This window comes from Bradyrhizobium sp. WSM1417, from assembly GCF_000515415.1.
GTDB lineage: Bacteria > Pseudomonadota > Alphaproteobacteria > Rhizobiales > Xanthobacteraceae > Bradyrhizobium.
On sequence record NZ_KI911783.1, the window covers coordinates 2,368,759 to 2,390,654 of the forward strand.

General features: G+C 58.3%; 17 protein-coding genes and 2 pseudogenes. 7 read left to right on the forward strand and 12 right to left on the reverse strand.

The annotated features are described in order from the left end of the window. The first annotated feature begins 846 nt into the window (after positions 1–846). Positions 847–2,082, forward strand: a complete 1,236-nt coding sequence (locus BRA1417_RS0111315; RefSeq protein ID WP_027515776.1) for an IS701 family transposase — start codon at positions 847–849, stop codon at positions 2,080–2,082. Positions 2,083–2,294: 212 nt separating this feature from the next. Next, positions 2,295–3,043, forward strand: a protein-coding gene (locus BRA1417_RS42565; protein WP_156948682.1) for an IS5 family transposase whose coding sequence is annotated in 2 segments (ribosomal slippage) — positions 2,295–2,616 and positions 2,616–3,043 — 750 coding nt in all. Because the reading frame shifts where the segments join, the coding sequence is not laid out codon by codon here. Positions 3,044–3,214: 171 nt separating this feature from the next. On the opposite strand, the gene BRA1417_RS0111330 is transcribed toward BRA1417_RS42565, so the two are convergent. The 12 genes and pseudogenes from BRA1417_RS0111330 to BRA1417_RS0111390 form a co-directional block, all read right to left on the reverse strand. Then, positions 3,215–4,450 (reverse strand): IS701 family transposase, encoded by a 1,236-nt coding sequence (locus BRA1417_RS0111330; RefSeq protein ID WP_027515776.1) that lies wholly within the window; start codon positions 4,448–4,450, stop codon positions 3,215–3,217. Then, positions 4,413–4,820 (reverse strand): NolY, encoded by a 408-nt coding sequence (locus BRA1417_RS44730; RefSeq protein WP_198034937.1) that lies wholly within the window; start codon positions 4,818–4,820, stop codon positions 4,413–4,415. The genes BRA1417_RS0111330 and BRA1417_RS44730 overlap by 38 nt, the downstream gene beginning before the upstream one ends. 36 nt (positions 4,821–4,856) lie before the next feature. Further along, positions 4,857–6,094: pseudogene (nodC, locus tag BRA1417_RS40120) on the reverse strand (chitooligosaccharide synthase NodC); the annotation flags it as partial. A 15-nt stretch (positions 6,095–6,109) separates the two neighbouring features. Beyond that, positions 6,110–6,425 (reverse strand): annotated as a pseudogene (locus tag BRA1417_RS45525) (chitooligosaccharide deacetylase NodB); the annotation flags it as partial. A 612-nt stretch (positions 6,426–7,037) separates the two neighbouring features. Continuing rightward, complete coding sequence (locus BRA1417_RS0111345; protein ID WP_027515891.1) at positions 7,038–7,382, reverse strand: hypothetical protein; 345 nt, start codon at positions 7,380–7,382, stop codon at positions 7,038–7,040. Positions 7,383–8,330: 948 nt separating this feature from the next. Next, on the reverse strand, positions 8,331–8,603 hold the full coding sequence (locus BRA1417_RS0111355) for a hypothetical protein (RefSeq protein WP_027515893.1): 273 nt from the start codon (positions 8,601–8,603) through the stop codon (positions 8,331–8,333). Positions 8,604–8,671: 68 nt separating this feature from the next. Then, the gene (locus tag BRA1417_RS40125; protein ID WP_035968451.1) at positions 8,672–9,700 is read right to left on the reverse strand and encodes an LLM class flavin-dependent oxidoreductase; all 1,029 of its coding nucleotides are present in this window, start codon (positions 9,698–9,700) and stop codon (positions 8,672–8,674) included. Between the two features lie 220 nt (positions 9,701–9,920). Next, positions 9,921–10,997 carry a histidinol-phosphate transaminase gene (hisC, locus tag BRA1417_RS0111370; RefSeq protein WP_198034919.1) on the reverse strand — a complete coding sequence of 359 codons (1,077 nt, stop codon included), beginning with the start codon at positions 10,995–10,997 and terminating at the stop codon, positions 9,921–9,923. 665 nt (positions 10,998–11,662) lie between these two features. Next, positions 11,663–12,769: a branched-chain amino acid ABC transporter substrate-binding protein gene (locus BRA1417_RS0111375; RefSeq protein ID WP_027515896.1), complete on the reverse strand. Its 1,107-nt coding sequence runs from the start codon at positions 12,767–12,769 to the stop codon at positions 11,663–11,665. Positions 12,770–13,403: 634 nt separating this feature from the next. Beyond that, on the reverse strand, positions 13,404–14,123 hold the full coding sequence (locus BRA1417_RS0111380; protein ID WP_027515897.1) for a MerR family transcriptional regulator: 720 nt from the start codon (positions 14,121–14,123) through the stop codon (positions 13,404–13,406). A gap of 2,373 nt (positions 14,124–16,496) precedes the next feature. Further along, positions 16,497–16,682: a hypothetical protein gene (locus BRA1417_RS43860; RefSeq protein ID WP_156948683.1), complete on the reverse strand. Its 186-nt coding sequence runs from the start codon at positions 16,680–16,682 to the stop codon at positions 16,497–16,499. A 92-nt stretch (positions 16,683–16,774) separates the two neighbouring features. Beyond that, complete coding sequence (locus BRA1417_RS0111390) at positions 16,775–17,704, reverse strand: LysR family transcriptional regulator (protein WP_027515898.1); 930 nt, start codon at positions 17,702–17,704, stop codon at positions 16,775–16,777. Positions 17,705–18,175: 471 nt separating this feature from the next. On the opposite strand from BRA1417_RS0111390, the gene BRA1417_RS0111395 reads away from it, so the two are divergent. The 5 genes from BRA1417_RS0111395 to nodS are packed head-to-tail and all read left to right on the forward strand — an operon-like array spanning position 18,176 to position 21,893. Continuing rightward, positions 18,176–18,580, forward strand: a complete 405-nt coding sequence (locus BRA1417_RS0111395) for a response regulator transcription factor (RefSeq protein ID WP_245286354.1) — start codon at positions 18,176–18,178, stop codon at positions 18,578–18,580. Then, the gene (locus tag BRA1417_RS0111400; RefSeq protein WP_027515900.1) at positions 18,577–19,209 is read left to right on the forward strand and encodes a NodA family N-acyltransferase; all 633 of its coding nucleotides are present in this window, start codon (positions 18,577–18,579) and stop codon (positions 19,207–19,209) included. Before BRA1417_RS0111395 ends, BRA1417_RS0111400 begins: the two co-directional genes overlap by 4 nt. Then, on the forward strand, positions 19,206–19,865 hold the full coding sequence (gene nodB, locus BRA1417_RS0111405; protein WP_027515901.1) for a chitooligosaccharide deacetylase NodB: 660 nt from the start codon (positions 19,206–19,208) through the stop codon (positions 19,863–19,865). Before BRA1417_RS0111400 ends, nodB begins: the two co-directional genes overlap by 4 nt. 15 nt (positions 19,866–19,880) lie before the next feature. Then, positions 19,881–21,239 carry a chitooligosaccharide synthase NodC gene (gene nodC, locus BRA1417_RS0111410; RefSeq protein WP_027515902.1) on the forward strand — a complete coding sequence of 453 codons (1,359 nt, stop codon included), beginning with the start codon at positions 19,881–19,883 and terminating at the stop codon, positions 21,237–21,239. Between the two features lie 24 nt (positions 21,240–21,263). Then, positions 21,264–21,893 carry a nodulation methyltransferase NodS gene (nodS, locus tag BRA1417_RS0111415; protein ID WP_027515903.1) on the forward strand — a complete coding sequence of 210 codons (630 nt, stop codon included), beginning with the start codon at positions 21,264–21,266 and terminating at the stop codon, positions 21,891–21,893. The last annotated feature ends 3 nt before the right edge of the window (positions 21,894–21,896 follow it).

Below are 21,896 nucleotides of genomic sequence, written 5' to 3' on the forward strand. Positions count from 1 at the left end.
CTGAACTAGTTGGTCGGCGCGAGGCGGCGGATGCCTGCTTCCTACAACGTGACGCCACGTACGATTCAAGTGCCTTCGGCTACTCCCAGCCAAAATGTATTCTAACTCGAGGTGGCCAGCAGCAGCAATGTGCGTGGAACCAGGCATAGTCTGCAGATCCGCGGAGCGGCCCACGCCGTGATCGTTGCACGAAACGACATTCCTTATGGCTGATACCCGTGGTTTGGTCAGAGTGGCGCGTTTCTCTCGGCGGCATTGCCCCAGCAGCCCGGGGAGCACCAGAGAAGACTTTCGGTCGCAGCCGAAACGTGGACGAGATCAGCCATCCCACTGCGCAGTCGGCGTGCTGTTAGGACGACCGGACTATTTGCGCGTCGGGGCGGCCGGCAGGCGGTCGCACTGCAGTGAAGGGGTACCGCACTCATCCTCTGAGCCCGAGGGTCTGAATTGCAGGATTCTTGCCTTGAGGATGCCGAAGAAGTGGTCCTACCACCTCTCCCGCGGCCTGCCTGCTGACGAGACGAATCTGTTAGGAAAAGGGGGCTGCCTGTATACACACGCTTGGCGATCTCGAAAGAACCTCCGGGTTCTCAAAAGTAAGGCGATGTCTTATTACGGTTCGAGTTTATTACCGTTCGAGTGCCTTGACGTATGTCCTTAAGCAGAATTCCGCCAGGTGCTAGCTGGAACCTCGATTTGATTAGAAGAGGAAGCGTTGAACGTGTGATCAATCAAATCGCCAAGAACGCAGGCGCCATGATTTGGGTCGGATTTGAGTTCACTTGTCGTTCCCCTAGCTAGCATTACAGTTGCTTTTGTTACGGGCTTCTGAATCCATGGGCAACCATGATTCGAATGTCGTGGGCGAGGGCCGCGTTGGTTGAGGAGACGCTTGCGTTGTGGGCGGCGTCGCTTCGAGAGATCAAGCAACGGATACGTCCGTTGTTCACGCAAGAGCGTGTTGCGACGAATGCAGGTCTATTCCTGGAAGGTCTGCTCGGAGATGAGCAACGCAAGACCGGTTGGATGCGCGCGGAGGCGGCTGGCGATCCCGGCCCATGGCGGCAGCAGGCGATTCTGGGTCGTGGAGACTGGGACGCTGATGCCCTGCGCGATATCGTGCACGACTATGTCATCGAGCATTTGGCGGATGACGATGCGGTGCTGGTGATCGATGAGACCGGTTTTCTCAAACAGGGCAAAGCGTCATGCGGAGTGGCGCGGCAATACACTGGTTCGGCAGGCAAGATTACGAACTGCCAGATCGGAGTCTTCGCTACCTACGTTTCGCGTCATGGTCATGCGTTCATCGACCGCGCGCTGTATCTTCCGAAGGAATGGACCGACGATCCGGATCGTCTGGAAGCCGCATATGTGCCTGCCGATGTCGGCTTTGCGACCAAACCAAAGCTTGCGACGAGAATGATCGCACGCGCGATAGCCGCGTCTGTACCATTCAGGTGGGTTGCCGGCGATACAGTCTACGGCGTTGGCGACATCGAACAGCAACTACGTCGGGCAGGCAAAGGCTACGTGCTTGGGGTCAGCAGCGCTCATGTGTTTCGATCCTGGGGCAAGCGACCGCCGGTCGCCGGTACGGCTGCAGACCTCGCCCGGACGCGGCACCAATCCGACTGGAAGCGCCTGTCGGCGGGAGCCGGAACCAAAGGACCGCGGCTGCACGATTGGTGTTATCTCGAATTGGCCGATCTCGAGGCCGAGCAGTTCAACAGTGCAAATGACGGTTTGTGGACACGCGGTCTACTGATCCGTCGTCGCATCGCCGATGATGACCTCGCCTTCTTCACCACCTGGTGCCCAGCGGGAACAGCCATTGAAACGCTGGTCGCGGTCGAAGGCCATCGATGGGCGATCGAGGACAGCTTTGAAACCGCGAAAAACGAGTTCGGGCTCGATCACAACGAGAGCAGATCCTGGCATGGCTGGCACCGTCACGTGTCCCTGGTGATGCTCGCCTTCGCCATGATGGCTGCGATCCGACATCGCGCTAACCCGCCACCGCCCAAAAAAACAAAACGGCGCCCCCCGGCAAAAGCCAAAACACAGCCACGGCGCCACTGATCCGTTGGTCAATCCAGGAAATCCGCCGCATTGCCATCAGACTCGCTCGAAACCGTATTCAACCCGCACACATCATCGCATGGTCTTGCTGGCGCAGAGCTCACCAAGCTAACGCCCAACGCGCTCACTTCAAATCAAAAATGCAACTGTAATGCTAGGGTCTGTTTGGATTCGGGATTCTCATCTTGGCTTGGTTATGATTCAAGCTTGGGATGGACCGATTCGTTTTGACTGACGCCCAATGGGCGAAGATGGAGCCGCTTTGTCTTGGCAAGCCGGGTGATCCCGGCCGGAGCGGCAATAACAACCGGCTGTTTGTCGAAGCCGTGCTGTGGATTGCCCGCACAGGCAGTCCGTGGCGCGATCTGCCGCGCGCCTTCGGCAACTGGATAACCGTGTACACGCGCTTTCGCTACTGGGCGAAGGCGGGCGTCTGGAAGCGCATGTTTGATGCGGTCTCAGACGAGCCGGACATGGAGTACGCCATGGTCGATGCCACCATCGTCAAGGTCCACCGCCAAGGACAGGGCGCAATAGGGGGACGCAAAACCAGGCCATCGGCCGCTCGAAAGGCGGAATGACCACCAAAATCCTGGCACTGACCGACGCGCTCGGCAATCTCGTGCGTTTCGTGCTGCTGCCAGGACAGCGCTTTGACACGGTCGGCGTCCCGCCACTGATCGAAGGACTGACCTTCGATGCGCTGATTGCAGACAAGGCCTTCGACAGCAACGCCATCATCGCCGACCTCGACGCACGCGGCGCCAAGATCGTCATCTCTCAGCACCCGCGGCGCGCAAAACCTCTCGCCATCGACGCCGAAATCGACAAATGGCGACATCTGATCGAAAACTTCTTCTGCAAGCTGGAATTCAAGCGGATCGCCATGCGAGCCGACAAAACTGACATCAGCTTCGAAGCAATGATCAATCTCACCGCCGCCGTGATAAATTCAAGATGAATCCAAACAGACCCTAGCATTACAGTTGCATTTTTGATTTGAAGTGAGCGCGTTGGGCGTTAGCTTGGTGAGCTCTGCGCCAGCAAGACCATGCGATGATGTGTGCGGGTTGAATACGGTTTCGAGCGAGTCTGATGGCAATGCGGCGGATTTCCTGGATTGACCAACGGATCAGTGGCGCCGTGGCTGTGTTTTGGCTTTTGCCGGGGGGCGCCGTTTTGTTTTTTTGGGCGGTGGCGGGTTAGCGCGATGTCGGATCGCAGCCATCATGGCGAAGGCGAGCATCACCAGGGACACGTGACGGTGCCAGCCATGCCAGGATCTGCTCTCGTTGTGATCGAGCCCGAACTCGTTTTTCGCGGTTTCAAAGCTGTCCTCGATCGCCCATCGATGGCCTTCGACCGCGACCAGCGTTTCAATGGCTGTTCCCGCTGGGCACCAGGTGGTGAAGAAGGCGAGGTCATCATCGGCGATGCGACGACGGATCAGTAGACCGCGTGTCCACAAACCGTCATTTGCACTGTTGAACTGCTCGGCCTCGAGATCGGCCAATTCGAGATAACACCAATCGTGCAGCCGCGGTCCTTTGGTTCCGGCTCCCGCCGACAGGCGCTTCCAGTCGGATTGGTGCCGCGTCCGGGCGAGGTCTGCAGCCGTACCGGCGACCGGCGGTCGCTTGCCCCAGGATCGAAACACATGAGCGCTGCTGACCCCAAGCACGTAGCCTTTGCCTGCCCGACGTAGTTGCTGTTCGATGTCGCCAACGCCGTAGACTGTATCGCCGGCAACCCACCTGAATGGTACAGACGCGGCTATCGCGCGTGCGATCATTCTCGTCGCAAGCTTTGGTTTGGTCGCAAAGCCGACATCGGCAGGCACATATGCGGCTTCCAGACGATCCGGATCGTCGGTCCATTCCTTCGGAAGATACAGCGCGCGGTCGATGAACGCATGACCATGACGCGAAACGTAGGTAGCGAAGACTCCGATCTGGCAGTTCGTAATCTTGCCTGCCGAACCAGTGTATTGCCGCGCCACTCCGCATGACGCTTTGCCCTGTTTGAGAAAACCGGTCTCATCGATCACCAGCACCGCATCGTCATCCGCCAAATGCTCGATGACATAGTCGTGCACGATATCGCGCAGGGCATCAGCGTCCCAGTCTCCACGACCCAGAATCGCCTGCTGCCGCCATGGGCCGGGATCGCCAGCCGCCTCCGCGCGCATCCAACCGGTCTTGCGTTGCTCATCTCCGAGCAGACCTTCCAGGAATAGACCTGCATTCGTCGCAACACGCTCTTGCGTGAACAACGGACGTATCCGTTGCTTGATCTCTCGAAGCGACGCCGCCCACAACGCAAGCGTCTCCTCAACCAACGCGGCCCTCGCCCACGACATTCGAATCATGGTTGCCCATGGATTCAGAAGCCCGTAACAAAAGCAACTGTAATGCTAGAACAAGTTTTGCGATTTGCGTACGATTGGCGATAGTACGGCAATCTGGCGGTAAAGCCGCGACTGCCTCGTCGAAAAGTTTAGCTAGGATGCGGAGGTCTTCTGGATAGAAGAGGCCACCGTATTTTTCCGCTGGGACTGTTCGCCTGCTGGCGCTCGCCTCGCCTATTGCGCCAAGTTCCAGTTTTGCCGCGACCAGTTCGCTTGTGAGTTCGTCGAGCAGCTTGACCGCTCCGAGCGCGAATTTGTCCTGGCAGATCAGTTGAGCCACGACCTCCAATTGTAGAGCAATGCGGTGCTCAATGTGCTGAATGCGCGACATGCAAACAATCTCCTTCGGTTTATCGGTTCTGGGGGCCGGGTACAAAAACTTGAAATGCCTTCCATTTTCGTCGGACAAATCTGGCGGTCTACGCGAGAGCCAGTCGCTGTTGCTCAAGGTACAGAGCGCATAGATTTCATCGGGAGCAGGAGGAAAATGTTGATCGGGGTGTGCAGCGAGAAGCCGAGAAATCGGAGCTCGCCGGCACGAAGGGCCGCCAGGCTGCATCGAATCATGGTCATCGCGACGATGGTCATACCGGTCCACCAGGGCACGCTGCCCGTGAGCGCGAGCTGAGCGAGCGCGGCAATCGACGAGATGGCGAGCAGCAGCGGCCCGAGGTTTTGTCCGAGCACATCGAGCGTGAGGTACCGATCGAGGCCGGGCAACAGGTGCAAACCGAGCAGCGTGTCGCGGTAGGTGCTCCGCGCCCAGCGGAGCTGTTGCCGCAGATACGGCACGAGCTTGTCCGGGACCACCGTGGCGGCGATGGCGTCCGGAACGTACTCGGTTCGAAACCCTGCCTTGAGCATGAGGATCGTGAGATGACGGTCCTCACCGAAGTCGCTCGGCTTTCCCCGGAAGAACTGCGTCTCGTACTGGTCGAGCAGCAACATGAGCGCGGAACGGCGGTACATGGCACAGGGCCCGCAGCAGCACATGACGGCACCAAAGCGCGTTTGCGCCGCGCGCTCCTCGTTGCAAGCCAGCCAGTACTCCATGTCGATCAATCCGGTCAGCCAGCTGTGGTTCCGGTTGCTGGCCGTCAATTGACCCATCGCCGCGCCGACGGCCGGATCCTGCATCTTGCGTACGAGCTTGCTGACGACGTCGGGCGCGATTTCCGTGTCGGAATCGACGTTGAGCACGAGATCGCCGAATGACCGGCGTATCGCGGCGATCTGTGCCTTGCGCTTTCCAACGTTACTTGGCAGCAGAATGACACTGACCCTCGGGTCATACGCGTAGCTCGCGTGGACCGGGGCCACTGCACCGACATTTGCAGAGCCGTCATCGACCACATAGACCTGCAATCGCCCTGGGTAGTCCTGGCTTGCGATCGACTTCAGGCAGGCCGCCAGCGTGCGCGGGTCCTCGTTGAAGCAGGGCACGATGACATCCACGCTAGGCAGAGCACCGGTGTCGACCGCGTCGTATCTCGGCAGTGAGGCGTCGGTTCGCAGCGCATAAAGCGCCTGCGCGCTCTTATGGACGCTGGAGAGCAACGCGTAGGAGGCAACAGCAGCGGTGCTGATGGTGGCAAGCAGGCTCATGGGAATTGATCTATTTCAGTGAGATTGAGGAAGCGACCGGATTGCAAAGCCACGGTCATGGAGTGCTGGAATGAGCTCGGCGAGCGCCGTCACAGTCTGGTCGCGCCGACCAGCATGAGGGCAGCGTCCCAACTCGTCGGGAGGGCATCCGTCGTAGGAGCACGATTGCCCCCGGCCGGATCGAGGTCAGCACCGCGGCAACAATCGCCTCGGCGCCAGGACGAGACCAGTCTTGCGGGTCGACTGACCAGTGCAGGGCTGCCAGTTCGGCCTTCGCCGACGCGGCAAGGGCCTCCTTGGTCCATATCCCATACGGCGCACGCATGTGCCGTGGCCGCGAGCCCGCATCAAAGACACTCCAGTTCCTTGTTGACTCGCAAAGCACTCACGATCGACACGGCGCCGGACCGGTGCGCGTTAGCGCAGCCATCCGGGATCAGGCTGCCAGAGCGCTGCACCAAACGGCGCTAGACCGCCCTTGTCGCTATTGGCTTGCGCTGCGCTGCGCTGCTCCTGCTAACGTTGGCTAGAGATCTGAAGGCGAGCTGCCCACGCTGTCTCAAGGCTGGTGTTGGAGCCAGATGAATGCATGCAAGCAGCTCGCTCGTGCCACCATAGCGAGATCAAGACTTGCCTCTATCTGAACGCAAGGGGTGGTCATGTGCTGACGCTTGCTCGTCATCCGTACATTGCATTGAAAATCGCGAATACATCGTCACACGCCTTATCCTGAATCATCCTTGCTATAGGCGGCGACAGCATTTCGGCAGGTTCCAACCAAGCGTGCCGGCCCCAGGAGACATTAGATTCATCAACTAGCGAGGTCGCTGTCGCTCGATTCCACCAGCTTCAAAGCTCCTCAGGAGCTCAATCGAAGCGCCTCGGCTAACATCAACAGTGCACAGCCAAGTGTTGCGGCGGGCGATGGGTGAGCGGGCATGGATCAATGCATCTTGGGATTAGCGCTGCAGATACCGACTCGACTAAGCGGATCCTGAATGCGGCGCGGTTCGCTGGTCATAAACATTTTCATCGCAAAATCGAGCGACCTGAATGCTCGGTCGCGGACTGCCTGCGACAAATCGGGAGTTGCGTCGATCGCAGCGCGCGCGTCGGTCACAATCTTAACTTTTGCGGAAAGAAGCTTTGCGTCCAATATTACGTGAAGCGTATCTCGCATGTCAGGTGCGATCGAGCTGTCGCCATCGATCAATTCTCGAAATTTCCAAAACATACGCTCGACTGCTACCATCGACCCGAGGACTGACATCAGTCTTGGTGACATCATTGGCCATCTCCTTCTCCAGCCAGATTCTGGCGACCATCCCAGCGAAATCAGATCTGTCCCTGTTTGACACCGGCGCGCGAGGCGACCGTGTACAGGCGAATGACTGGGCTAATTTCCTCTGCTACGCCCCAGGGGGGGTGAGCCGGACGTTCAAGATATGCCTCAGGGGAACTCGCAAAGAGTGCGATTGCGAGCAAAGCATCTATCTCTCCTGTGCTCGAGACCGTAAGCTGGGCGCGTGCGGTGGCTCACCTTCAAAACCGACATGAAGGGTGTGCGCCGTTTTCTGTTGCCACAATATTGCCAGCGAATCGGACTTGGACCTCTACTGCCACGCGACCGCGCTCTTCCGGTTGTTCACTCTGATCGCTCTGTTAGCCAGTCGGTATCGACTGAGTGATCCCGGTCACCCAAAGGTGGTCATTCGATATCCCGGTGCTCGGGGCCGGCGCGTTTTGTGATTGCATGGGTGCATCGAGATCGAGCCTCCCGATCTGTCGACGGTGTGTTGGTCGTGCGCTACGTTGGCCTCGATCGATCTCTTGAGTCTTCATCGGGCCGTCCGGTCGAGCCCAGGAGAGATACCAACTTAAACGCACAGATCATTTCCATGTGCCGGATTCCGTATCTCGGATTGATTCATCCCGTCTCTCTTACTGTTCTCGTCACTGCACGGCTATGCTGTGCAAACCGTGCATTTCACCAACCAGCGGCCACCGCGTTTCTCCGCGCGCAACTTGCCGCGGCGGATCCGAGAGAGCACGGCTTCGGGGCTTATGTGGTTCATCACTGCGAACCGCTGAACAGTGAGGTAGTCCTCCCCGAGAGGTCGCGGGGTGCTAATGCCGTGCGCGGCCAGCAGAATGCGCAGCGAAGCCAACTCCGCCAGGACGATCTCGAGCTTACGCGCGATCTCCTCCGTCTTGGCGGAGCGCTGCCGGGACCGCGTCACGACAGGGCCGCTCGGGCGATAAGCCACACCTTGGATTCGTGTGGAATGAGATCGAGGAACTGGCGCGCCAAAGCGGGATGAGCGTGAGCCAACTCACCTGTCCAAGCAAACCCCTGCTCCGGCAATGTCAACGCACGCAAAATGAGGGCCAGGCCATTTATTGCCGTCAAGCCTCCTGTTTGGTGATGTAGTCGAAAAGGTCGCATGCGCGTAAAAGCCATTTGAACCATGAGAGCGGCCTGATCGATGCATTCGGCGGCGGTACTCATTGGCCTCGGTGTTGCCATTTGTTTGCCGGGTCAAGGGCGAACGTTTTGGAATCGCTGTTGGGTCACCGTCAGCGCTCTGCCGCTATGAGTTCGGAGTGAATCGCAGTTGCGGTGTTGATGCAGGCATCCAGTGACAGGGATCCGAAGGCGAGCTGGCAAAGGAGATAGTTGGCCCCTGCCTCTTCCAAGTGATCGAGAAGAGTTTGGCGCACCGAAGCGCGGGTTCCGACAACGCACAGTTCACTTTCAATTGCGGCATCCAAGGTCAGGGGCAGGTTGGATGGAGGAGGGATGTCGTTGAGCTCGTACAGGAACTTAAAGCTCTTGAGCCATGTTTCGTAGGCTGGCGCCGCGAGGGAGTGGGCCGCTGCTTCAGAGCTGGCAATTACGACCATGCGGAGCAATGCGAGAAACGGTGCTGAACCGCCCACGTCACGCTCCGTGTTTCGATGAGCGCGATAGACATCGGTTATCTTGCGAACGGCAGAAGAGGGGCCCATGCACGCGAGATTGGCGCCATTTGCCGCAGCCCAGCGGGCTGAGTCTGGCCGATTTGTTGCAATCCATGTCGGGGGACAAGGATGCTGGTGAGGAGAAAGCGTGAGAGGAACGTCGGTCAGCGCAAAATGTTGCCCTTGGTATGAGAGCGGGCCGCCATTCATCGCGCCAATAAAGATTTGGGAAGCTTCCTCGTAACGGCTTGAGGCAACATCGGCTCCAACTCCAAAATAGCTCAGTTCGATCGGTAGGGAGCCGCGACCAAGGCCGACCTCAACCCTGCCGCTGCTCAGGTGATCCAACATGCAAATCTCCTCGAATGCACGCAGCGGATGATAGAGGTTGAGCAGCATGACCAAGGGACCAACGCGAAGTCGCCGTGTGCGTTGTATGACGCTCGACAGAAACAAGTTCGGCGATGGGCCCCGTCCATGGGGAGTGCAATGATGCTCCGCCAGATGATAGGCATAGAAACCGAGCCGGTCGTAGGCCTCCGCGAGGGTGAGGCGGTCCGCGTATTGCCGTGCGATATCGCGGCCGTCCTCGTCAAGATGATCAAAGATGCCGCAGGTCAGGTTTGAGGGAAGAACGTTTCTCACTCAGCTATCTCCTATAGAGAGAGGACCGGAGTCCGCCGCGTTTCGGGGGTGCAAGAGGTGCTCGCCGGCAATGCGCTGCATATGCTGCGAAGCCGTTCTCAATAGCTCGTAATGCGCTGACTGGATGAAAACTGACTCCGGCTGCGTCGCGAAAGCTGCATCAGGTGTTCGATCCAGATCGATCACGAACGGGGATGCGTGACATGAGTGGAAGGGGCCACTAGCCACGGGATCCCACTTTCTTAAGAATGCTGCCGACAGCCGCAAGAAAAGCATCCATCTGGCGCTTTGTACCGATGCTAACCCGAATACACTCTTCCAGGCCGGCGTCCGGAAAGAAGGCAACAAGGACTTTCTGGTCTTCCAACGCCGCCTGCCACCATCTGCCACTCTGGCCTGCGGGCACACGGGCGAGGAGGAAATTCGCGTGAGAAGGCGTTACAGAGAACCCAAAGTCTGAAAGGGCGGCCGCTACGCGCTGCCGCTCAAGCGTGACGTGGCGATGGTTCTCCTCGTAGGCGTCGCGATGCGCAAGGACGCTCATGCCCACTGCATGAGCGACCACATTCATGTTGAAAACATTCTGGATGTTGCGAAGCCGCCCAATCAGCTCTGGATGGCCGAAACCGAAGCCGACGCGAATGCCAGCGGCGGAATAACTCTTGGAAAACGTGCGCAGGACCAGCAGATTCGAATGGCGCTCAACAAGGCGCAGGCCGTCCTCGGGTGCGAAATCGACATAAGCTTCGTCCAATACAATCAATCGGTCAGATCGTATAACGAGGCGTTCGATCTCGGCGAGCGGAACAAATGTTCCGGTCGGATTGTTCGGATTGGCCAGCAGAATGAATTTGGCATCTTTCGCCGCACCGAAAAGCAGCTCGTCCATCGGCAAGCAATCAGGTTCAGACCAGGGAATTTCAATGAAGCGAGCCCCTTGCAACATGGCAAGCTTGCGATTGAATGAGAAGCCGGGCGACATCATTGCGACGCCGTCGCCGGGGGCAAGAAGGGCTCTGTAGATCAGGCTGAGGAGTTCAGACGATCCATTGCCAGCCATCACGCGATCAGTTGCAATGCCATAGGCAGCTGCGGCCGCTTGTCTCAAGCTGACATTGTCGTCTTCTGGATAGAGGTATTGCAACTCAAGAGCTGCAATTGCGCTTCGCATCACGATGCCTGGCAAAGGAAATGGGTTCTCATTCGTGTTCAGTTTCACGCAACCATTGTCGGGGGTAGGCCGCCCGGACGGCAGGGCATCCAATTCGCGTGCGACCGGCGAGAGCGAGGAAAGCATAGCTTGCAGTTTGGTATCCAATTTGGTGTTCTCCCTTTTGTCGACGCGAGCAGTTGACGGCGTTCATCGAGCCTACGTGGCGCGTGCTATATTCGGAGCCGGGAAGCGCAAGGCGTTCATGAATGAATGTTGGGGGTTCAATAGCCGGGCTTAGATCTAAGCGCCGCACCGGATCAGAGCCCGTCTCAAATTGTTAACGATCAGCACGGATCAGGCGCCGCACGGCGTTATCCAAACGGATATTTATTTCCGCGAAGAGAAGGCACGCCACGTCCACTCCGCCGAACAGCGCTCTAACGCTTGGCTCGAATTCGCGCAAATCGTAGAGCGACTGTGCGCGACTGACATCTTGCCCATAAGGTACGTTCCTTCTGAAGAGGCCATGACAGTTTCCAATCAGTTTGAAGAGCGGGAAGAAGGTGCCGATGTTCGTCGGCCTTGCGAATCTGGAAGTGGTGCTCACTGCAGTGGCACCAGGCGAATGGGAACGTACTCTTCGGGCGGCCGTTCGGGCGCGCACGACAGCTGTGATAGCACTGCTGTGAGGGCGAGAAATGCTGCGACTGCTGCGACTGCTGCGACTGCGAGGCACGTGGGCAGCGCGTAATCGCTATGTCGAGGATGGTTCATCATTCGAACGCTCCGTGCGGTGTTGAGTCGGGCGATCAGTTCTGCTCGACCGCTTCGACGGTATTGTCGCGCCAGCCGTAAACGATGAAGCCAGGAGCGGCATTGTCTCCCTTGGAGTCGAATCGAACTGTGCCAATGGCCGTTTCGATTAAACCCGAGCGTAGGGCCGCAGCGACCGGGGTGGCATCGAAGCTCCCGGCCCGTTTGACGGAGTCTGCCCATGCTTGAACCGCGGAATAAGCGTAGAGCGTGTAACCCGCGGCCGATAGGCTCGAATCCTTGAGCCTAGCGACAGCGGCTGCCCCTGCAGCATTATTCGTACGGTCCGGCATAAAGGTGATGAGCGTGCCCTTTGCGGCCTCGCCGGCAATGGCCAAAAGGCCGCTTGACATCAGCGGATCGTCGGCGATCACGGTCAGGCGTGCGCTCGCCTCAGCAGCTTGACGCAAGATGATGTCGATCTCGTTGTAATAGCCGATATAGACGATCTGGAGTCCCTCTCTCTTCAGTTTCGAAACTCGAGTGGTGTACTCCTTCTCGCCGGCAACATCGCTTTGTCGAACAGTGTGCTCGCCAGCTGCTCGAAGCCGCGGTTCAACGATATCGGCGATGCCTTCTGCTGTACCCTTATCGTCGAGGACCGCGAGCTTGGCGCCTTGGTGGTGCCGCACGATGTAGTCGGCCGCACCCCTGCCTTGTTGGTCATCGCGGCGGCAAATCCGAAACAGCGTGGTTAGGCCACGCTCTGTCAGGCGGGGATTCGTCGAGCCAGGTGAAATCTGAATCACCTCCGCTTCGGTGTATATATCTGAAGCCGGGGTCGACGAATTTGAACGGAAGGGCCCAACGACAAGCTCGATCCCGTCAGCGGTCAAGCGATTGGCAACAGCGACGGCCCGCTTGGGATCGCTTGCGTCGTCGGCAATCCTCAATACGGGCTTTGTGTCAGGCAGTAGACCCGATGCATTTATCGAATCCATGGCCGCGGTCGCTCCGTCGCGTATCTGCGCGCCCAGCGCCGCAGTACTTCCCGTCATTGGGCCCGCTACCGGAATGTAAACATCGTTTGCCCAGGCGCTCGAACTCAGGGTCAAGGAAAGGAGCGCAGCAATTGCAAGCCTATGAACGCGAAGAATCGGCATGTGGGGCTCCCGACTATCGCGCCACGTCTTAGTCTGCTTCGCCGTTGGTATGACGCGGCGACCAGCAGCCCGGCGCAATGATGTTTGAATCGAACTCAGATTGGTACGAACAGGCTCAAGTTGTTGCCAAGTTCATCCATAAGCATCGGGCGGGCACGGACGGATTGGGGAGTGGTCAGGAGAGCGTCCTCCAGGCGTTGATAGGACCCATATCGAACATCCTGCCGGCATCCGGTACACTCGCCAAATCTCCTGTGCTCGGCAGATGTGTGCCGACGAGGCGCTTGAAGGGCCCGGACGATCATCCACCGACGTGTTCGCGCCGAGGCCTCTCACCGGGAAAGTCCGAAAGTGATGCCGATCATTGGAGTCTCCCTCGGTTTAGCCGACGGTCTGTCCGCCCCGTCGCTGTGACGACGCGTTAGACGGTACAATATGACGCTACGTGCGAATCAAGTGCTTCGAAGCTTGCACGTCGAGGTTGCTTGCCAAACCTCACAGAGCGAAGGACTCAATGAGTGCCGACAATGCAGAGTCGGAGAGGAACTGCTACAGGCCAACGACCTCGTCAGAATTGATCGGTCACCATCAACTCGTTGGTTACAGACATTCCGACAAGCAGTGCGCAACCGCGTCAATTCTGTCCCAGTTGGTCCTCCAGCGCGGCGAGGGCGAGATCGAGGTATCGCATGAGGCTCGCATCCCAGCCGGCGAGATTATGTGGTTCGGTCAATCGCGTCAGCACCTTGAGTATCATTGAGACGGTCGAATCAACTCCTGCGATCTCAGTCAGCAGCGAACGGGCCTGACGCGCGACCGCAATTGCCCGCTCACTGCATGGAGGCTCGCCCTGATCCATGCAGCTTCGTAGCTCGTCGCGAATCGTGCGCCACCGATCTTCGCGGCTAGCATTAGAGGCGCATGTGCAGATCGCCGAGCGGGTACGCTTCTCAATCCGCGACATTGCGTCCAACGTGGCCGGCAGTTCGTCGACACTGACTTGTGTCTCACCTTGCGTCGTCATATTGCGCAATCGGTCCCTTAATAATGTCGCCCGCGCGACTTGAAGTTCAATCCGTTCCAGATGGTTGCGCAATAGGTCCGTGAGAGACGTCCGCCCCTCGATTGCTTTGCGGATCTCAGGAAGCGAGAAGCCGAGCTCACGCAGCGCGCGAATCTGAGAGACGCGTTGTAGGCTTTCACGATCGTACATGCGGTGACCGCCATCGGTACGTTCCGAGACCGCCAACAGCCCGATTTGTTCGTAGTGATGCAGAGTGCGTACCGTTACGCCGGTCGCCTCTGCAAGTTCTCCAATGCGCCATCGGCGCCGTCGTGGTGTGGCGTTTGTCATGGTCCTCAATTTTCAAGCCTACAACCTGACGTCACGTGAGAATCAAGTTATTTCAATGATCTAGATGATGCGTCTCTTGCTGCGAACCGCAGAAGGACTGAGAGCTGCTGTTGATCAAGCGGCCGAGACAAGTGCAAGCATCAAGTTCGCCAGCGACCCCAATTCATCCCTCGCTGCGCGTTGCAGAACGAGTCTCGCGATCGCCGCTCGGTTCTCGCTGTTTCGCATGCATGTCGGTAAACATGTGATTGCTTGATCAAAAAGGTGTCCCAACATCGCGAGATCCTCCGGATCGTAGACTCCACTCGATTCATTCAAGAGTAGGCTCCTTTCATTGTCGCACTCGCGCCGCACGTGACGAAGCCGTTTGGCCGTGGTGGGGCAAAAACGAGACGGACTGGCGACGTGCGCGAAGGAATGCGACAGGGAGGAGTCGCGTGATGCCATTGTGCAACACGGCGTGTGCTTACTTTTGTCCACGATCGCGCTAACCGGAAACTGTGCAATTTCTCCTGGATGCTGCCGCCGCCGTAGCCATCAGCTGTCTGATCGGCACGAAAAGCGAGCGCATGTGCATGCACCTCCGCTTGATCTTAAGATAGTGCGTCACGAAACGGCGGACCCAGACACAGTTCTGATCCGGTGGGCCTCTTTCGATCGCAATCCTCGCTGTGGTGTCTATCGTTGAGCCGGGCGTTGATTGGTCAATCATGGCAGATCAGCTCTACCACCAGGTCGTGGCGCGGCCGCCGGCTCAGCGCCTAAGAGCGTTTTCAACACTCTGCTAGTCCTGTTGGGATGGCATTGTGGGCGCGAAGGCGTTGCTCGCGCATGGCTACATCTGTTTTTGGAATGCCACAAGATGAGGGCTGCTCATTAATGGCGCAACTCCGCGGCCGCGAAGCGTCGGGAGGATGAGCGAAAGCGGGCCTCAAAACCATTTCCGGCATGGATCTCAACGCAAGCGCATCTCGCGCGGCTGGCGAGACGTTGCTCACGATTGAGGAACGAGTCTCGAAGGAGCACTCCGGCATCCGTGGACGTGGAGGCGCTCGAAACGGGTCCATGGGTTCCGGCGGCGCAGCGCGGCCACGCACGGCGAAACGACAACGTGCCATGGCTCCTAAAGCAATGACTCGCATATCCAGACCTGTGCCGGATCAGTGCCGCGGACCGCGGTACATCGGACGGCCTCGCCAGATGCAATCCACTACAAGTGCAGGGATCATAGCGGCATTGTGTTTGCAGAAAACTTGACGAGCCTTGCTGACAGCCGCGCTATGCGCATCCGCAATAGCAAAGGATGATGATGCTATAGCTTGCACGAGGATCTTAATGCGCGCTCAAGCCAACGCCACCCCTCCAATCTGGGGGGCCCGTGTCTGGCGAATTCGCCGCAAGTATCCTATCGAACATAAGGATCGAAGTTCCCCCTTCGCGGTATTGACTTGCTCGTCCGGCAGCTCACTCACTCAATTTCATCGTCGAGCAGTATCGCTTTGACGTGTGCGCGCTGGACATAAATGCTTCGGGTAAGATAGGCAAATCATGTTACTGCGCCGATGGCCCATCGGGCTCAGCGGTGAGGGGCAGCAACTCGAGATCGGCGGCGGTGGCGTCGCGCGTCACGCCACGACATTTCCGAAAGGACATGACTGTCGCGAGAACCGAAGGAAGGGCCCCGCACGCATGATCCGATCTGGCTTGGGTGAACATGTCGGCCAAATAATCAAGAGCTGGAGGTGGAGCAGGGCTCGGCGAATTGGAACGGCGAGCCTTTCTGTTCCGTGCGCGGACATTGGCACAGCTGCCGTCCTCTCATCAGAAACACTCATCACAAACACCTGGTCAACGCGCCAATGCCGCGAGTTCATGGTTGGCGGATCCAGGTTGATCCTACGGGCCGCGACTTTGCGGTTGCGCTCGATCATGCCGGATCGAGTACAACAGAGTAAGATAGGCATCATTGAGATGACGTGTCCCAACCTGCATTTCTAGCGTTACGCAATACCTCTGACTTGCAGGTCCCGCTCTCCCGAGTTTACGTCAGCTCGCGTTGGGCTTTGCGCGCCCGAGGGCCGACGGCGTTGGCGTTCGGCAGAACAAGTTGGTTCGACGCGAACGAGCGGACATCGCCCTTTTAGGTCGCCCGTCACATAGACGTCTAGCTACTGGCGTCCTTCGGCATTACTTCGATCGTCGGACAGTTGACGGTAAGAAGAATGTCCAGCGTCAGGCGAAGAGCGGTGCGGGTGCGCTACGAACGTCCAGTTTGCAGCCTCGATCGCAGGTGCTGGTCTACAACCTGACGCGGCGTGCGATTCAAGGGAATTGTGGTGCTGAAGCCGGATATTGTTCACCCGACTCGCCGGATCATTTCGTGAGCTCTGACCTCGGCTCACATTGAGCGGTGCGATGCAGCCGGTCTGGATCAGCGAAAATCGTTGGGGAGAGCGCCGCCGAACGAGCTGTATGACGCACAAGATCATCATGCCAGCGCGAGATCAACAGCGCCTGCGGCTCGATCAAACTGCGCTCGAGCGTGGCAATTTCGACCATGCTCAACGTCAGTCAGAGGACACCGGAGCTTCGAGCCTGGCGTAGATCTGGTTAGGTCGCAGCCGGCCCGAACAATCCTACAACGAGCTGTGTCATTGGCTGCTCTCGGACGGGGGGAGCATCATGGATGCTTCTTGCAAGAATATGTTGCGCATCCAAATGCTTGCAGGATCAGTGTTATGAATCGCCGGCCATTGGACGGCCTCAGTGAATGTGAGAAGTCGCAGCGGAGGTTCGATGACCCGCAGGGGCATCGTCTTTGCGAAATGGCTGACGAGCCTTGATGGCATGCTCGCGATACGGTTGGTGCCCAATAACATAGGCGGAATCATACCAAAACCCTGGACGGCGACCTCGGTGCGTATCTTGAAACCATACTCGAGCAAGAGCCATTCATGGAAGGAGGGCCTCAAGAAACGCCCAAACCGAGCTTCGACGTGCCCGATTGACATGTATTTCTCGAAAGTGAGTCGCGGTGCTAGCTGCTTATTCATGGGGCAGCCCACGCAGACGAAGGTGTCCTCGAACAGTGTCGCCTTGGGATGCTCACTCGACATGAACATCTCCGGATACATGAGAAAATCAACTTCACCGCGCCGGAGAAGCTCGTCGGGTTCCTCTGCGGGTGGCAGCAACTCGAAATTGATTGTTGGAGCTTCCCGCGCGACGCGGTCCACGATTCTTCGAAAAAACACGACAGTCATGAAGTCGGACAGGATGATCTTGAATCGCCGAGTCGATTGAGACGGATTGAAGTCGTCCGGAGAGATGATGGACAGCTGAATGTGAGCGAGAGCCTCGCGAATTGGGGCTGCGAGTGCTTCAGCCCGCGGCGTCGGCACAAGTTTTCGGCCCCTCATCGTGAATAGCTCATCGCGAAAGTAAGAGCGAAGCCGCGCGACGGCGGCACTCATGGCAGGTTGACTGAGGTTGATGCTTCTTGCCGCCGCAGTGAGGTTGCCTTGCGTCACCAGGGCGTCGAACGCGACGAGAAGATTCAGATCGAGGCCCTTGAAGCGCATAATGCTGAGTGATCCACGGTGTGAATATGTTCTATCGATACAATCGATTTTACCATTTGTACCGAATGAGGATAGCAAACGATAGTTTAGCGAGAAGTCAGATCTATCAGAATGGTTATGAAGCGTTGCGCCGGGTTCGAGATGGCCTCTCAGCTCAGGGCCAAGGATCAATCAACGCGTCTGGACCGTGCGCTCGCAGTTTCGCGCGTGTTGCGCAAGCCATATCTCGATCTAGGACGGTGGGCATCCGCAAACTTGCGTTGGCATATACGACGGGCAAACCTTCGTTTGGCTTTGCCAACCCATTCTATATTCGCCGTGTACCGCCGTAGAATTGAGCGAACGCTCAACTTGGCCGTAGATTTCCGTCCAGTCAGACCCTCCCGGTTGCGGGTGCCGAATGTGTTGTGGTCGCAGTCGATTGGATTGCGTCCTTGCTGGGGTGAAATCGTGCGGAACATGCAAACGAAGATGTCCTTGGCGAATCTGATGCGAGTTGCGCACACGCTCGATGTGGTCTCGATTGTGAATGCAGATCGGTCAGTGCGTGAAACTCTCACGGATGTGGTGTTTTCCGCGGGTTACGTGCCCGAACCGTTTGAGAGCGCAGACGGGTTCTTGAAATCGGGCCGCCGTTCGATCACGTCCTGCCTGATCGCGGAGATGCAGTCGAGCGCGATGAGTGGACTCGATCTTGTCCATCATCTGGTTGCCTCCGGAGGCGCGATTCCTACGATTCTGCTCACCGACCATTTTGAAGACGACGTGACGCGAGTGATGCAAGCTGGACTCCAGTTCTTGAGAAAACCTTTCGAACGTAGCCAACTGCTGGCCTGCATCAGGAGCCAGATAATGAATAGGAATTACTCTCTATGAACATGATCGCGCCCGAATCCACACGAGGTGCTTCGGCGCGCCCTCCAGTTCGTTGGAGGCTGTGCTGGGAGAACGAGCTTCAACTCGCTGACCATATTGAATTGTCCGACTTCTTCCGCAAGACCTATGGTCCGACCGGGGCATTCAACGCAAAGCCCTTTGAAGGTCATCGAAGCTGGGCCGGCGCAAGGCCTGAGATTCGGGCAATCGGCTACGATGATCGAGGCGTCGCGATTCACATTGGCGCACTGCGCCGCTTCATCAAAGTTGGTGAGGTCGATCTGCTAGTGGCTGAACTCGGACTGTACGGGGTACGCCCGGACCTCGAGGGGCTCGGAATCAGCCACTCCATCCGCGTGATGTATCCCGTGTTGCGAGATCTTGGCGTACCGTTCGGCTTCGGCACGGTCCGATCTGCCCTGCAGAAACATATTACGAGACTGCTCGGTCGACAGGGATTGGCGACCGTTCTGCCAGGGCTTCGTGTCCGGTCCGCTCGGCCGGATATCTATCTCACTGTGCCTCCGACGCGCGTGGAGGAGGTGGTCGGCCTCGTTCTGCCGATTGCTAGGCCAATGAGCGAATGGCCGGCCGGTGAGATGATTGAACGGAACGGGCCAGAACTGTGACGTCGACAAACAAAGTGACTGAAGCGCGGAGCGACTACGCCGAGGCCGGCGGAGAGAACTGCGTCTATCTGACCTTCGATGACGGTCCTAACCCACATTGCACGCCGGCTATCCTGGACGTTCTGGCGCAGCATCGGGCCCCCGCGACCTTCTGCGTGATCGGCGCATATGCCGCGGGCCAGCCACAGCTGATTCAGCGGATCGTTGCAGAAGGACACGAAATCGCAAACCACACAATGACGCACCCGGAATTGTCCAAATGCATGCCGGATGAGGTGGACTACGAGATCCTCACGACGAACAAGGTCATCGGAATGGCCTGCCCGCAATACTCTGTGCGGCACGTGCGTGCGCCGTATGGGATATGGACCAAGGAGGCCCTTGCCGCGTCGGCGAAGGCCGAACTGGCAGCCCTGCACTGGTCAGTCGACCCGCAAGACTGGTCTCGTCCTGGCGCCGAGGCGATTGTTGCCGCGGTGCTGACCTCGATCCGGCCCGGGGCAATCGTCCTCCTACACGACGGATGCCCACCCAACGAGTTGGGACGCTGCCCTCATGCTGGTCGGCGCGACCAGACTGTGACGGCGCTCGCCGAGCTCATTCCAGCACTCCATGACCGTGGCTTTGCAATCCGGTCGCTTCCTCAATCTCACTGAAATAGATCAATTCCCATGAGCCTGCTTGCCACCATCAGCACCGCTGCTGTTGCCTCCTACGCGTTGCTCTCCAGCGTCCATAAGAGCGCGCAGGCGCTTTATGCGCTGCGAACCGACGCCTCACTGCCGAGATACGACGCGGTCGACACCGGTGCTCTGCCTAGCGTGGATGTCATCGTGCCCTGCTTCAACGAGGACCCGCGCACGCTGGCGGCCTGCCTGAAGTCGATCGCAAGCCAGGACTACCCAGGGCGATTGCAGGTCTATGTGGTCGATGACGGCTCTGCAAATGTCGGTGCAGTGGCCCCGGTCCACGCGAGCTACGCGTATGACCCGAGGGTCAACGTCATTCTGCTGCCAAGCAACGTTGGAAAGCGCAAGGCGCAGATCGCCGCGATACGCCGGTCATTCGGCGATCTCGTGCTCAACGTCGATTCCGACACGGAAATCGCGCCCGACGTGGTCAGCAAGCTCGTACGCAAGATGCAGGATCCAGCCGTCGGCGCGGCCATGGGTCAATTGACGGCCAGCAACCGCAACGACAGCTGGCTGACCGGATTGATCGACATGGAGTACTGGTTGGCTTGCAACGAGGAGCGCGCGGCGCAAACGCGCTTTGGTGCGGTCATGTGCTGCTGCGGGCCCTGTGCCATGTACCGCCGTTCCGCGCTCATGTTGCTGCTGGACCAGTACGAGACCCAGTTTTTCCGGGGAAAGCCGAGCGACTTCGGTGAGGACCGCCATCTCACCATACTCATGCTCAAGGCGGGGTTTCGAACCGAGTACGTTCCGGACGCCATCGCCGCCACGGTGGTTCCGGACAAGCTCTTGCCATATCTGCGCCAACAGCTCCGCTGGGCGCGGAGCACTTACCGCGACACGCTGCTCGGTCTGCACCTGCTGCCCGGCCTCGATCGGTATCTCACGCTCGATGTGCTCGGACAGAACCTCGGGCCGCTGCTGCTCGCCATCTCATCGATCGCCGCGCTCGCTCAGCTCGCGCTCACGGACAGCGTGCCCTGGTGGACCGGTCTGACCATCGTCGCGATGACCATGGTTCGATGCAGCGTGGCGGCGCTTCGCGCCGGCGAGCTTCGATTTCTCGGATTCGCGCTGCACACCCCGATCAACATCTTCCTCCTGCTTCCGATGAAAGCCTACGCGCTCTGCACCTTGAGCAATAGCGACTGGCTTTCGCGCAAAGTAGCGAAATCACCAGACGTTGATGAATCGAAGGCCTCGATCGAAGACGCGACAACTGGACCAAGTCTTAACCGGGCATCGGAAAGGCCTGGCTCAATTCGCAGGGCAGGCCTTTCGTGCTCTTCCTCGCAGCTGATCGCGCCGGATGGCATTGCGGCAGAGACTGACTGAGCAGTTTTGTAGGGGTATTAACTCGTGAGCGTAGACAACACATATCAGTCGTTGGAACGGGAGCTGGCTAACGACGATCCGTGGCGGCTTGACGACAATCCGTTTGAACGTGAGCGTCACACCCAATTGCTGCGGCTATCGCTGTCGAGCGGTGCCGTCTCAACCGGCCTCGAGATCGGGTGCGCGGCCGGTGCATTCACGGAGAAGCTTGCTCCTCACTGCAACCGGCTCACGGTCATCGATGTTATGCCGCGAGCGATCGGTCGAGCGGTCCAGCGCACCAAGAGGTGGTCGCATATCAGCTGGGCGGCGACCGATATTCTGCAGTTCTCGACCGAAGAGCTGTTCGATCTGATCGTGGTCGCCGAAGTTCTCTACTATCTCGAAGACGTGACGCAGATGCGTACCGCAATCGACAAGATGGTGAAGATGCTTGCTCCAGGTGGGCATCTGATCTTCGGATCTGCGCGTGATGCCACCTGTAGGCGATGGGGGCATGTCGCCGGCGCCGAAACAGTCATCGCGATTTTGACTGAAGCGCTCATTGAGGTCGAACGCGTGCAGTGCCAAGGGCAGTCGGCTGACGAAGACTGCTTGTTGGTCCGCTTTCGCAATCCGGAGCAATCTTCGGTCCGTCCCAACGGCCGAGCTTGAAAG